The following is a 12,752-nucleotide window of genomic DNA, read 5'->3' as shown; positions in this document are numbered from 1 at the left end:
AGGCAGGAGTGGGCGGTTCATGACCTGTCTCGGCACTCGGTTGGCGCGCATCACCCAGCAATGGGGAGAGGGGCCCCACAAAGTCATTTGCCTGCACGACTGGTTTTGCGCCGCCGACAGCTGGCAGCCCCTGCACCCCTGGCTGGATGGGGACTCGTTCACCTACGCCTTCATGGACAGCCGAGGCTATGGCGCCCGCTTGACCGAGGGCGGGGACTACCACGTCGCCGAAATCGCACAAGACGCACTGGCGCTGGCCGATGCGCTGGGCTGGGCGCAGTTTTCGCTGGTGGGCCACGCCATGGGTTCGATGGCCGGGCAGCGGGTGTTGGTGGAGGCGCCGGATCGGGTGCTCAAGCTGGTGGGCATCAACCCAGTGCCGGCGTCGGGGGTGCCGTTTGACGAAGCGACGTGGGAGTTTTTCAGCAGTGCCATCCACAGCGCCGAGGTGCGCCGTGCCATCCTGGATTTGCTCACCGGCAACCGCCTGAGCGGCATTTGGCTGGAAGCGATGTTGCGGCGTTCCCTGTCCAGCACCTCGCCAGCGGCCCTGCAAGCGTATTTGGCCAGTTGGGTGGGCACGGATTTTTCAGCCGATGTGTCTGGTTTCAACCATCCCGTGCAAGTGCTGGTGGGCGTACACGATCCCGCCTTGACCGAAGCCCTGACACGGGCGACGTGGATGGAAACCTATCCGCACGCCCACATCGAAATTCTGCTCAACGCCGGGCACTATCCGATGTACGAAATTCCAGTGGCACTGGCAACCTCCATCGAGGGTTTTTTGTCGGTTTGAGTGGATGCGTCGGCGGCAACGCACAATCCGCCCCATGACCAAGGCTCCTCTTCGTTCATTGCCCCTGAGTGCTGGGGGCGTCCACCGTCAAACCCCGGCAGCGCAGCCGGCGCCCTCGCACCGAGGCCACAGCTTGAAAGATCTGGGCCAGTTGCGAACAGCCCTGCGCCAGAAAGCCGCCGAAGAGGCTGCCCACCGCGCCCGGGTGGCCGCCGCTGCCCAGCAGTGCGAGCGGGAGCGGGTGTTGTTCGCGCAGGCGGTCGGCCCGGTGACCCGGCTGCGTGATCGCGGTTTGGCCGATGTTCAAACGCCTCGCCCCGAGCCGGAGGCACGTCAACGCTTGTTAGACGAACAAGCCGCGCTGCGCGAAGCCCTGAGCGACGAGGTGGATGTTGAGACGCTGCTGCTGACCGACGACGGGTTGAGCTTTCGCCGCGCCAGCATCGGCTTGGATGTGTTGACCAAGCTTCGGCGTGGCCATTGGGCCATTCAGGGGGAGTTGGATTTACACGGCTTGCGTCGCGACGAGGCGCGAGACACCCTGAGTGCCTTTATCCTTCAAGCGCATCAACATCACCGCCGCTGCTTGCGCGTTGTCCATGGCAAGGGATTGGGCTCACCGGGGCGAGAGCCCGTCTTGAAAGCCAAGGTGCAGCGCTGGTTGGCGCAGCGTCAGGAGGTGATTGCTTTTACCCAGGCCAGCGGCCCGCAAGGGGGGGCTGGGGCGTTGATTGTGTTGCTGGGCAGCCGGGTGCATGGACATCCACAGGCACGCCCGGCGTTTCGCCATCCAGCAGGTGTATGACGCCTGCGAGCGTGGGGGAGTGCGTTCATCGCGCTCAAGATGAGACATGCTTGCACCCATGACGCATTTCTTCCGTTGTTTCTGGGCTGTCGTGTTGGCACTCGGGCTGCCGATGGCAGGGGCACAGACCCGCACCGTGCCCCGGGTGGTGCCCAAACCGGCCGTTGCCGAACCACGCACCCAGCCCAGCGCAGCCTTGCCCGTGCCGATTGGCAGTGGTTTCACCTTGCGGGGGTTGACCTTGCAGGGGCAGGTGTTTGGCTTGAGCCTGCTGCGTGGCCGGGTGGTGCTGATCCATTACTGGGCCACCGATTGCGCCGTGTGCCTCGACAAAATGGCCGATTTGCGCCGGCGTGCGGAGGCTTGGCAGGGCCAGCGCTTTTCCGTGGTGTACGTGCAGATGGACAAGCAGCTTGCCAGCGCCCAAAGTTACTGGCAGATGGTGGGCATGACCCAGCGCGGGGGCTCCCCCGCCACCGTGCTGTGGCGGCGTGATGCGGCTTATCGAGACAGCTTGCCGTTGTCGCGCCCGACCACCTTGCCGTTCTCCGTGCTGCTCAACCCGGAGGGGCGTGTGGTGACCAGCGTGGAAGGGCGCATCCCACCTCAAATTTGGGCGCAGGTGGCCGAGCAGTTGCGCTGAAGCGGTTTCAGCCGGCGCGGTTGCGCATCCAGTCGGCGGTGTCGAAGAACGAGCGCTCCAGGCGGGCGCGCAGTTCGGGATCGACCTGAACCTCCTCCATCGCTTGGTACATGCAAGCCAGCCACTGGTCACGCTCCACCGAGGCGATGGGAAACGGCAAATGCCGCGCCCGCAAACGCGGATGACCAAAACGCTCGATGTAGTGGTTCGGGCCTCCGAGCCAGCCGCAGAGGAACCAGAACAGTTTGTCCCGTGCATCGTCCAGCGTGCTGCCGTGGACTTCGCGCAGCCGGGCATACGCGGGTTCCAAATCCATCAGATCGTAAAAACGATCCACCAGGGTGCGCACGCCTGGCTCGCCTCCCAAACGTTCAAACGGAGTGGGGGTGGTCACGGGGGCTTGGAGGTCGGTTGAGCTCATGGGTGACGGGCATCAAAGAAAAATTTCCTGCAAGTCGCTGAGGAAATCGAAGCCCCGAGCGGTGGGGCGAATCTGGCGGCCAGTGGGGGTTTCGCACACTTCGAGCAAGCCTTTGTCTTGCGCCGTGCGCACGCCCGCCGCGATGGCCGAGGGGGGCAGGCCGGTGCGTTCGGTGAACAGCGCGACGTCGAAACCGTCCTTCAGACGCAGCGTGTTGAGCATGAACTCGAACGGCAACGCTTTGCGGCTGACTTCTTCCTCATTGGAGCAAGCGTTGCCGGCGAGCGCTTCACGCATGTAGCTGGCCGGTTCGCGCCACTTCACTTGTCGGATGACACGGTGCGGAAAACTCAGCTTGCCATGCGCCCCAGCACCCAGGCCGAGATAGTCCCCAAACTGCCAGTAATTGAGGTTGTGCGTGCAGCGATGCCCCGCCCGTGCGTAAGCCGACACCTCGTAGCGCTCCAGCCCAGTTTCGGCGGTGAGGGCCACCAGGGCATCGAGCATCTCGGCGCTTTGGTCGTCATCGGGCAGGGCCGGCGGTGGCTGCCGGGCGAAGCGTGTGTTCGGCTCCAGCGTCAGGTGGTACAGCGACAGGTGCGGCGGCGCGAACGCCAGCGCGGTGCGCACATCCTCGGTCAACTCGGCCAGGCTTTGGCCGGGCAAGGCGTACATCAGATCGAGGTTGAAGGTGTCGAAGGTGCGGGCGGCTTCCTCCACGGCGGCGATGGCTTGGGCCCGATCATGGACACGGCCCAAAGCGCGCAGCTTGGCATCGTCAAAACTTTGGACGCCGATGGACAAGCGTGTCACCCCCGCCGCATGGAAAGCGCGGAAGCGCTCGCGCTCGAACGTGCCAGGGTTGGCTTCCAGCGTGACTTCGCAGCCGGGTTGCAGCGGCAGCAGCAAGCGCAGGTCGGAGATCAGCCGGCCAATGCCTTCGGGCGAAAACAAACTCGGCGTGCCGCCCCCGATGAACACCGAATGCACGCTGCGCCCCCACACCAGTGGCAGGCTGGTTTCGAGGTCGGCGCGCAGGGCGTCCAGATAGCGGGCTTCCACATCGCTTGGCAGTGCGCGTTCGGTGCTGTTGCGGGTGAATTCATGCGAGTTGAAGTCGCAATACGGGCACTTTTGTAAGCACCACGGCAAATGCACGTACACCGACAGCGGCGGTGGTGCGCCCAATTGCAGCGTGCCGGGGCGCAGGTAACGTTCGTTCAGGTTCATCGTGATGAAGGAGGGGGGGTTGAATCATCACAAATTTCAGCTGAGGCGAGGTGCTCTCGGTTTAATCCGTGCAGTTTTTCCCGCAGAGCAGTCATGCCGCCAGCCAGATAAATAAAACGTCCGTTGGCAGCGCGAACCACATCAACGGACTTATGGCTGATGAAGTCAGTCATAAAAATCACACGATCATTGCTCTTTGAAAGCGCTGTGAGTTGGCTGCTGTTGCCAGAATTGGATGCGACAAAATTTAACTGAATCAGTTTAAAGTCATTTTTTATCATGTGGGCTTGCCCGGGCTTTAAACCGACCACCGTGATTTTCAAACGACTCTTCTTAGGTGATGAGGGCACAACAGCCACTACACCCGCCCCACCCGACGCCGGGCGACTTTCGCGAAGCGGGGGGTCTTCCCACGCGGGTTCTGAGACGGTTTCAGCGTCGTTCGGGCGTGCCTGCGCGGTGGGCGTGCTGACCGCCTCCAGCGGCACGGGCGGATCTTCAGTTTCCTGCTCTGTCATCACCGGCAGCACCTTGGGTGCCGTCGGAGCGGGAGGTTCCGCGCTGACACTGACAGGCAGATGGGGAGTCGAAGCCGGGCCCGCGTCCACCACTGGAGGAGGTGACACCGGGGCGGGGTTCTGAAGCAGCGTCGAAGGTTGAACCAGCAAGTTGATGGGAATCGCAACCGGCTGGATTTGCCCCATTGCCATTGCGATGCGGGCATGAATGGTTCTTGCCGCCTCGTTGGTCACTTCCTGGATTCGAGACTCAATTTCTGCTCGCAACCTCGCTTCTAGTATGCCGACCACCGCTTGCGTGATTGAGGCAAATGCACTTTCTATCTCCGGCATCACAGATGATAAATTGATCTCGGAGTCGGTATCCGTGTCTTTTCCAGATGAAAAAGAAGAAAGGCGCTGCATATTTGGGTTCTCCATGGTGTAGGTTTTTAGTTAAACCATTGCCGCTGCATCAACGCCAGCATCTGCGCCGCTGCGAGGGCGCGGTGGCTGTGGGCGTTTTTGATCTCAGCGGATAATTCGGCGGCGGTGGCGCCCAGGGTTGGGATGAACATCAACGGGTCATAGCCAAAGCCGCCTGCGCCCCGGCGTTCGGCCAGAATTTCACCCGGCCAACGCCCGAAAGCGATGAGCGGCTCCGGGTCATCCGCCGAGCGCAGCGCCACCAGAGCGCAAACGAAAGCGGCGCGGCGATCCGCCACCCCGGCCAAGCGTTCCAACAACAGGCGGTTGTTGGCCTCGTCTTGCGCGGCGCGTTGGGCTTCTCGGTCGGCCCAAGTGGTGCCGTCGGGCAACACCGCAAACCGGGCGCTGTGAACGCCAGGATGGCCGCCCAGCGCATCGACACACAGCCCGGAATCGTCCGCAATCACCGGCAACCCCGTGGCCGCCGCCGCGTGGCGCGCTTTGGCCAGCGCGTTTTCCACGAAAGTGATGTGCGGCTCCTCCGCTTCACCCACGCCAAGCGAACCTTGGGTGACGATGGAAAGCGCCAGCGGCGCGAAAAGCGCGTTCAGCTCCTTGAGCTTTTTGGCGTTGTTCGAAGCCAGCACGAGTTGCATGCGCAGGTCCTTTCCGGTTCGAGTTCGGTCGCAGAGGCTCAGGCCAACGGCTGGGCCAGCGCGTCTTTTTGCGCTTGCACCAGGGTTTGGATGCCGGCTTCGGCCAGTTGCAGCAGTTGATCCATTTCAGTGCGAGTAAACGCCACGCCTTCGGCGGTGCCTTGCACTTCGACGAAATGGCCGGCGCCGGTCATCACCACGTTCATGTCGGTGTCGCAGGCCGAGTCTTCGGTGTATTCCAAATCGAGCAGCGGCGTGCCCTGCACGATGCCCACCGACACCGCTGCCACATGGTCGCGGATCGGGTTGGTTTTCAGCAGGCCCTTGGCGAGCAACTGGTTCACCGCGTCTTGGGCAGCCACGAAGGCCCCGGTGATGGCCGCAGTGCGCGTGCCGCCGTCGGCTTGGAGCACGTCGCAATCGAGGGTGAGGGTGCGTTCGCCCAGGGCTTTCAGGTCGAACACGGCGCGCAGCGAACGGCCGATGAGGCGCTGGATTTCCTGCGTGCGCCCGGTTTGTTTGCCCTTGGCGGCTTCGCGGCTACTGCGCGTGTGGGTGGCGCGCGGCAGCATGCCGTATTCAGCCGTGACCCAACCTTCTCCCGTGCCCTTTTGGTGCGGCGGCACGCGCTCTTCCACCGATGCCGTACACAGCACGCGGGTGGCACCAAACTCAATCAGCACCGAACCTTCGGCATGGCAGGTGAAACCCCGGGTGATGCGCACCGGGCGCAAAGCGTGGGCGGCGCGCACGCCGCTGCGTTCAAAACTCATGGGAAGACTTTCTAAAAAGGGGGAAGGGAAACGCCAATTAGCGGGGCTTGCGGGCCGCACGCTGGATCGCTTCGTTGATTTCGCGGATCGAGCGTTCGATTTCCGCTTCGTCCAGATCGATGGGCGCAGTGTCGGCCATCGTCGCTTGGATGGTGGAGGCGAACACGTCCTCGCTCAGCGTCTGGGTGGAGATGCCCGAGGCGCCTTCTTGCTCGGCCAGCTCTTCCCACTCCAAGCTGAGCACGGTGACATTGTCCCCATGTGGGCCGCCATTGCGCAGCGCTTGCTCGACCAGATCGGGCACCGCCTCGGCCAGCGGGCGGCTGGACAGCACATCGACAATGGTGGCGTCCGTCACCACACTCCACAGCCCGTCTGAGCAGACCAAAATGCGGTCGCGGGCGTAGAGCGGCACCGGGCCGACGATGTCCACCACCGGTTTGCCGGGGCTGCCCAGGCAGGTGAACAGCACCGAGCGGTTGTAGCGCGCGTCCAGCGGCACGACGTGGGACAGCGCTTGCTGCAACTCGGTGTAAGAGTGATCGCGTGTGCGTACCACCAAGTTGCGGCCACGCACCAAGTACAGCCGCGAGTCCCCGCAGTGCGCCCAGTAGGCCATGCCGGACTGGATCACACAGGCCACGATGGTGGTGCGGGGGGTGTCCACCATGGCGCGCTCGGTGGCGTAGCGCAGCAGGGCGTGGTGTGCGGCTTGGATGCCGTCTTGCAGAAAGCGGGCGGGGTTGCGCAGCGCGGGTTTGGCTTCGGTTTGAAACAGCGAGGCCAGGGTTTGCAGCGCCATTTGCGAGGCCACTTCGCCTTCGGGGTGGCCGCCCATGCCGTCGGCCAGGGCGAACAACCCGGCGTCGCGGGTGTAGCAATACCCCATGCGATCCTCGTTCTTTTCCCGCCCGCCTTTGCGGCTGACTTGGAAAACGGAAAACCTCATGGCCACGTGCGCTGCCTTGCTTGCTCAGTTGCCCCGCACCGCTCAGGTGCGGGTACTGGACTTGAGGTTGTCGATCTGCAATTTCAGCCGTTCGGTGAAACTCAGCGCCGAATAGCGCCGTTCGGTTTCCTGAGACAGCTCTTTTTGCAGGGCGAACACACTTTGCGGTCGCGCCAGCGGATCCAGCGCCATGCACCACTCGGCCACCTCGATGAGGTTGTCCGAGTACACATTGCGCATGCGCGACAGCGACAGCCGATCTTTTTCCAGCCGCTGCGGCGCATCCGTGGGCGGATAACCTTGCATGGACGCGTAAATGCAGGCGCCGATGGCGTAGATGTCCGTCCAGGGGCCGAGCGAGCCATCGCGGCGGTACATCTCGGGGGCTGCAAAGCCGGGCGTGTACATCGGCCGGATGAAGTTACCCTCTTTGCTTAGCACTTCGCGGGCGGCACCAAAATCCAACAACACCGCTTTGTTATCGTTGGTGATGATGATGTTGGCGGGTTTGATGTCCAAATGCAGCATTTTGTGCTGATGGACGATGCGCAACCCGCGCAAGACTTCATCGAACAGGCTGCGGATGGTGGACTCGCGAAATACCTTATCCCGCTTCAAATCTCGGGCGGTGACGATGAAATCTTGCAAGGTATCCCCTTGCAAATAATTCATCACCATGTAGACGGTTTCATTTTCCCGGAAGAAATTGAGCACCGACACCACACTCGGATGCGCGATCTGCGCCAGCGAACGCCCTTCCTCGAAGAAGCTCTTCAGGCCGAGGCGGTACAACGGCAGCTTGTCCGGTTTGACGCGGGGAATCAGCTCGCCGGGCACCCGTTCTGCCAGGGAGGCCGGTAAGTATTCCTTGAGGGCGACCAGATGGCGCTCTCCATCCTCAGCCAAGTACACCACGCCGAAACCCCCGGCGGCGAGCTTGCGAATGATGGTGTAGCCGCCAACCACGGTGCCCGCTGGCAACGGGGAGGGTTTGGGCTTTGACATAATCGAGTTTTTGCCTTTCGCAGCAAGCTCATGCCAGTTTACAGCATGACCGGGTTCGCCAGCGCCAGCGCCCACCCGGCCTCCGAGGGCGAAAACGCCCGTGTTGGCGTTACCGTCGAATTCCGTTCAGTCAACAGCCGTTTCCTCGATCTGGCCTTTCGCCTGCCCGACGAACTGCGCCACCTAGAACCCCCTTTGCGCGAGCTGCTGACGAGCAGCCTCAAACGCGGCAAGGTCGAAGTCCGGGCCCAGATGGGCCGCCAAGCCGATGAGGGGCTGAACACCCCCAGCGCCGAACAACTCAGCCGTTTGGCACGCATTGAGTCGGCTGTACAGGGCTGGCTGCCCAAGGCCGCACCGCTGTCGGTGAATGAGGCGCTGTTGTGGTGCCGGGGCGGTGGTTCGGCGCCGAGCAGCGTGCCGTTTGACGAGCTGACCCTGCAAGCCGCTCGGCAAGGCCTGCAAGCGCTCAAGGACGCCCGCGCACGTGAGGGCGAGCGCCTGGTGGCCATTTTGATGGAGCGCGTGGTGCGTTTGCGCGAACTGGCGGCTCAGGCAGTGCCTTTGGTGCCGGCGGTGGTGGCGCGTCAGCAGCAGCGTTTTTTGGAACGCTGGAGCGAAGCGTTACAAACGGCGGGCGCCAGCGGCGCCACGGTGTCAGCCGACGCGGCGCGTGACCGGGCTTTGGCCGAGGCCACGGCGCTGGCCATCCGCATCGACGTGGCAGAAGAACTGTCGCGCTTGGGCGCCCATCTGGACGAAATCGAGCGCCTGCTCACACGTGGCGGCGAGCAAGGCAAACGCCTGGACTTTTTGATCCAAGAATTGCATCGCGAAGCCAACACCTTGGGGTCGAAGTCGGCGGCGCTGGAGCTGACCGGCATTTCGGTCGAGATGAAAGTGTTGATCGAGCAACTGCGCGAGCAGGTGCAAAACATCGAGTGAAGAACGAGGGAACACAGCCGATGGAAACCCCAGGCAATCTGTTCGTGGTGGCCGCGCCCAGTGGTGCGGGCAAGTCCAGCTTGGTCAAGGCGCTGCTGGAGCTGGATTCGCACCTGCAAGTCTCCGTGTCGCACACCACGCGGGCGCCGCGTGGGCAGGAGCAAAACGGACGCGAATACTGGTTCATCCGCCCGGATGAATTCCAGTCCATGATCGATCGCGGGGACTTTTTCGAGTGGGCCGAAGTCCACGGCAACCGCTACGGTACCAGCCGCGAGGGCATTGAAGCCCGGCTCATGGCGGGTGAAGACGTGGTGCTGGAGATCGACTACCAAGGCGCCTTGCAGATCAAACAAATGTTTGTGCATGCGGTGCTGATCTTCATCCTGCCGCCGAGCTGGGCGGAGCTGGAGCAGCGTTTGCGCCGTCGGGGTGAGGATCACCCGGATGTGATTGCACAACGCCTGGTGAATGCCCGCGTCGAAGTGGCCCAAGCTCAGCACTTTGACTATGTGATAATCAATGGTTTGTTCGAGACGGCGCTCTTTGACCTCAAGACCGTGGTTCACTCCCAGCGCCTGAAGTACGTGGCGCAACGCCGCGTCAAATCTGGCGTGTTTGCTGCGCTGGATCTGCTCTGACACCGCTCGCTTCTTCTCTTTTCAGGAACGCCCCATGGCCCGCATCACCGTTGAAGACTGCCTGAACAAGATCCCCAACCGCTTCCAGCTCGTGCTGGCCGCGACCTACCGCGCTCGCATGCTCAGCCAAGGCCACACGCCCAAGGTTGAGTCGAAGAACAAGCCGGGGGTGACTGCGCTGCGTGAAATCGCCGCCGGTGAAGTGGGTGTCGAAATGCTGCGCCGCGTGCCGACCTGATCGGCCCTTTCGCACTCGCATCCCGGACAACGGGCGCCCTCTGGGCGCCCGTTGTGCTTTCTGGGCTAAATTCCGCCCATGGGTATTCGCTCTTACGCCGATGAATTGTTGCTCTCCGACTTCAAAGGTCGGGCGCGTCCGTCTGCTGCGGCATCACAGATGCAGCCAGAAATCTCCACCTTTGCCGAGTTGATCGACAAACTCGGCTACTTGAGTAAAGAGGATTTGCGCCTGGTGCGCGAAGCCTACAAGTTTGCCGACGAGGCCCATTTGGGCCAATTCCGCGCCAGTGGTGAGCCGTACATCACCCACCCGTTGGCGGTGGCCGGCTTGGTGGCCGATTGGAACTTGGACGCCCAAGCCATCATGGCCGCCTTGATGCACGATGCCATGGAAGACTGCGGCATCACCAAACACGCCCTGGTCGAACGCTTCGGCGCCCCCACCGCTGAGTTGGTGGACGGCTTGACCAAGCTGGACAAACTCCAGTTCCAAACACGCGAAGAAGGCCAAGCCGAGTCGTTTCGCAAGATGCTGATGGCCATGTCACGCGATGTGCGTGTCATCTTGGTCAAACTGGCGGATCGCACGCACAACATGCGCACCATGGGGGCGATGGCCCCACATAAACGCGCCCGCATCGCCCGCGAAACGCTGGATATTTACGCGCCCATTGCCCACCGCCTGGGGTTGAATCAGGTGTACCGGGAATTGCAGGAGCTGTCCTTTGCCTGTGTTCACCCGTGGCGCCAGAGCGTGCTGCACAGGGCCGTGGTGCGCGCACGCGGCACCCGGCGGGATTTGATCACCCAGGTGCAAAACGATGTGATCAAAGCCTTTGAGGATGCCCAGGTGCCCATCACCTTGGCAGCGCGTGAAAAAACGGTGTTCTCCATCTACCGCAAGATGCGTGTACAGCACAGCAGCTTTGCGGGGGTCAACGATGTGTTTGGGCTGCGCATCATCGTCAACTCTTGGCAGGAGTGCTACTTGGCGCTGGGGGTGCTGCACCGGCTCTACAAACCCATGCCAGGCAAGTTCAAAGACTACATCGCCCTGCCCAAGGCCAACGGCTATAAGTCGCTGCACACGGTGCTGGCCAGCCCATTGGGGACGCCGGTGGAGTTTCAAATCCGCACCGAAGACATGCACGCAGTGGCTGAGACAGGCATTGCCGCCCATTGGCGCTACAAAATGAACGGCGGCAAGGTGCCGAACCCAGGGGATGTGGCGCAGCGCTTGGGCTCGATGTGGCTCAAATCGCTGATGGACATCCAAAACGAAACCCGCGATTCGGCAGAGTTTCTGGAGCACGTCAAGATCGATTTGGTGCCGGAATCGATTTATGTGCTGACGCCGCAGGGCAAGATTCTGTCCCTGCCACCCGGGGCCACGCCGTTGGATTTCGCTTACGCCATTCACTCCGATGTGGGTGATCGTTGCGTGGCGGCCAAGGTCAACGGCACCCAAGTCAGCCTGCGCACGGAGCTGCGTTCCAGCGATGTGGTGGAGATCGTCACGGCGCAAGGTGCCCGTCCAGACCCTTCATGGCTCAGCATTGTGCGCACTGGCCGGGCGCGCTCCAAAATTCGGCACTACCTCAAACAGCTGACCCATGAGGATTCCCAAATCTTGGGTGAACGCTTGCTCACCCAAGCCATGCGAGCCGAGGGCCTGACCCTGCCTGAGCACGAAATTGGCAGCCATCAGCACGGCGCTATCTGGCCGGCGTTGTTGCGCTGGAGTGGCAATCGCACGCCGGGCGAGTTGATGCTGGACATCGGCTTGGGGCGAAAAATCGCCAGCGTGGTGGCCAAGCGCATCGCCCAATTGATGCGCGAACAAGGGCAACGGCCAGACGCGGTCATGCTCACGTTGGGGCGCTACGGCGATCCGGAGGGTCAGGCCAGCAGCCACAGTTTGGTCATCATCGATGGTTCCGACGATGCGGCCATCAGCCTGGCGACTTGCTGCCGCCCGATTCCTGGCGATGAAATCCGTGGCTACCTGGGGCGGGGTGAAGGCTTGATTGTTCACACGGCAGACTGTCGGACGGGCAAGCGCTTGTTCGAACGTGAACGTGAGCGTTGGATACCTGTTGAATGGGCAGAAGCGCCCACACGCACCTTCGAGACGGCGTTGCGCATGACGTTGCGCAACGGTCGGGGAGCGTTGGCGCAAGTGGCCGAGGCCATCAGCACCGCCGATGGGGACATCACCCACATCGACATGGGCCAAGAGGCCATCGGTATCGTGGCTGATTTGACCCTCACGGTGAGCGTGCGCGATCGCCAGCATTTGGCCGACGTGTTGCGGGTGTTGCACCGCACGCCAGTGGTGCTCAAGGTCGAGCGCATCAAGCCTTGATGCAACCGTGTGACAATCGCCCCCGTGGAGTCAGCCAGACCGCCGCTGGGGCAAGCACCGAAAGGTGGCCTTGGAGGAAGGTCCGGACTGCAAAGAGCAGCGTAGCGGGTAACGCCCGTCCACCGCGAGGTGCGGATCAGAGCCACAGAGACGAGCCGGTTCAGTCCGGAGTGAAACGCGGCAATCTCTACGCGCAGCAACACCAAATAGGCCAGCATTGACGCGGCTCGCTGAGCTGGCGGGTAGGTGGCATCGAGCCAGGTTGGCAACAACCCGGCCCAGAGGAATGGCGGTCACGATCGACAGCCGCAAGGGGGTCGATCGCACAGAATCCGGCCTATCGGTTGACTCCACACT

The 12,752-nt window shown here is 62.4% G+C and carries 14 protein-coding genes and 1 other RNA gene; 8 read left to right on the top strand and 7 right to left on the bottom strand.

Annotated elements, in window-relative coordinates:
• The first annotated feature begins 19 nt into the window (after positions 1-19).
• Genes VITFI_RS02665 through VITFI_RS02655 form a run of 3 tightly spaced genes read left to right on the top strand, consistent with a single transcriptional unit; the run spans position 20 to position 2,244 of the window.
• Entirely contained in the window at positions 20-796 is a 777-nt protein-coding gene (locus VITFI_RS02665; RefSeq protein ID WP_089415697.1) for an alpha/beta fold hydrolase, read from the top strand.
• 34 nt (positions 797-830) lie between these two features.
• A complete protein-coding gene (locus VITFI_RS02660) occupies positions 831-1,601 on the top strand; it encodes a Smr/MutS family protein (RefSeq protein WP_089415696.1) in 771 nt (256 codons plus the stop codon).
• A gap of 46 nt (positions 1,602-1,647) precedes the next feature.
• Positions 1,648-2,244, top strand: a complete 597-nt coding sequence (locus tag VITFI_RS02655) for a TlpA family protein disulfide reductase (RefSeq protein ID WP_089415695.1) — start codon at positions 1,648-1,650, stop codon at positions 2,242-2,244.
• A 7-nt stretch (positions 2,245-2,251) separates the two neighbouring features.
• Here VITFI_RS02655 and VITFI_RS02650 read toward each other — a convergent pair whose 3' ends face one another.
• The 7 genes from VITFI_RS02650 to VITFI_RS02625 are packed head-to-tail and all read right to left on the bottom strand — an operon-like array spanning position 2,252 to position 8,204.
• Positions 2,252-2,665: a group II truncated hemoglobin gene (locus VITFI_RS02650; RefSeq protein ID WP_089415694.1), complete on the bottom strand. Its 414-nt coding sequence runs from the start codon at positions 2,663-2,665 to the stop codon at positions 2,252-2,254.
• A 12-nt stretch (positions 2,666-2,677) separates the two neighbouring features.
• Complete coding sequence (gene hemW, locus VITFI_RS02645) at positions 2,678-3,895, bottom strand: radical SAM family heme chaperone HemW (RefSeq protein ID WP_089415693.1); 1,218 nt, start codon at positions 3,893-3,895, stop codon at positions 2,678-2,680.
• Complete coding sequence (locus tag VITFI_RS17785; protein WP_157725531.1) at positions 3,892-4,818, bottom strand: hypothetical protein; 927 nt, start codon at positions 4,816-4,818, stop codon at positions 3,892-3,894. The genes hemW and VITFI_RS17785 overlap by 4 nt, the downstream gene beginning before the upstream one ends.
• A gap of 26 nt (positions 4,819-4,844) precedes the next feature.
• Positions 4,845-5,477, bottom strand: a complete 633-nt coding sequence (gene rdgB, locus VITFI_RS02640) for an RdgB/HAM1 family non-canonical purine NTP pyrophosphatase (RefSeq protein WP_089415692.1) — start codon at positions 5,475-5,477, stop codon at positions 4,845-4,847.
• Positions 5,478-5,515: 38 nt separating this feature from the next.
• The gene (rph, locus tag VITFI_RS02635) at positions 5,516-6,250 is read right to left on the bottom strand and encodes a ribonuclease PH (protein WP_089415691.1); all 735 of its coding nucleotides are present in this window, start codon (positions 6,248-6,250) and stop codon (positions 5,516-5,518) included.
• Positions 6,251-6,287: 37 nt separating this feature from the next.
• Entirely contained in the window at positions 6,288-7,199 is a 912-nt protein-coding gene (locus tag VITFI_RS02630) for a PP2C family protein-serine/threonine phosphatase (protein ID WP_089415690.1), read from the bottom strand.
• 42 nt (positions 7,200-7,241) lie between these two features.
• On the bottom strand, positions 7,242-8,204 hold the full coding sequence (locus VITFI_RS02625) for a serine/threonine protein kinase (protein WP_089415689.1): 963 nt from the start codon (positions 8,202-8,204) through the stop codon (positions 7,242-7,244).
• 30 nt (positions 8,205-8,234) lie between these two features.
• Between VITFI_RS02625 and VITFI_RS02620 the strand changes: the two genes are divergently transcribed.
• The 5 genes from VITFI_RS02620 (at position 8,235) to rnpB (ending at position 12,751) form a co-directional block, all read left to right on the top strand.
• Positions 8,235-9,149, top strand: coding sequence for a YicC/YloC family endoribonuclease (locus VITFI_RS02620; protein ID WP_089415688.1), 915 nt, complete (start codon positions 8,235-8,237; stop codon positions 9,147-9,149).
• Positions 9,150-9,169: 20 nt separating this feature from the next.
• Complete coding sequence (gene gmk / locus VITFI_RS02615) at positions 9,170-9,790, top strand: guanylate kinase (RefSeq protein WP_089415687.1); 621 nt, start codon at positions 9,170-9,172, stop codon at positions 9,788-9,790.
• Positions 9,791-9,824: 34 nt separating this feature from the next.
• Positions 9,825-10,028, top strand: a complete 204-nt coding sequence (gene rpoZ / locus VITFI_RS02610; RefSeq protein WP_089415686.1) for a DNA-directed RNA polymerase subunit omega — start codon at positions 9,825-9,827, stop codon at positions 10,026-10,028.
• Positions 10,029-10,106: 78 nt separating this feature from the next.
• Entirely contained in the window at positions 10,107-12,395 is a 2,289-nt protein-coding gene (locus VITFI_RS02605; protein ID WP_089415685.1) for a RelA/SpoT family protein, read from the top strand.
• A gap of 26 nt (positions 12,396-12,421) precedes the next feature.
• Positions 12,422-12,751, top strand: an RNA gene (rnpB, locus tag VITFI_RS02600) — RNase P RNA component class A.
• Position 12,752: the final 1 nt, after the last annotated feature.

The sequence above is a fragment of the Vitreoscilla filiformis genome (genome assembly GCF_002222655.1).
Classification (GTDB): Bacteria; Pseudomonadota; Gammaproteobacteria; order Burkholderiales; family Burkholderiaceae_C; genus Ideonella; species Ideonella filiformis.
Note: the sequence above shows the minus strand (reverse complement) of the source record. Positions and strands in the feature narration are given on the sequence as shown.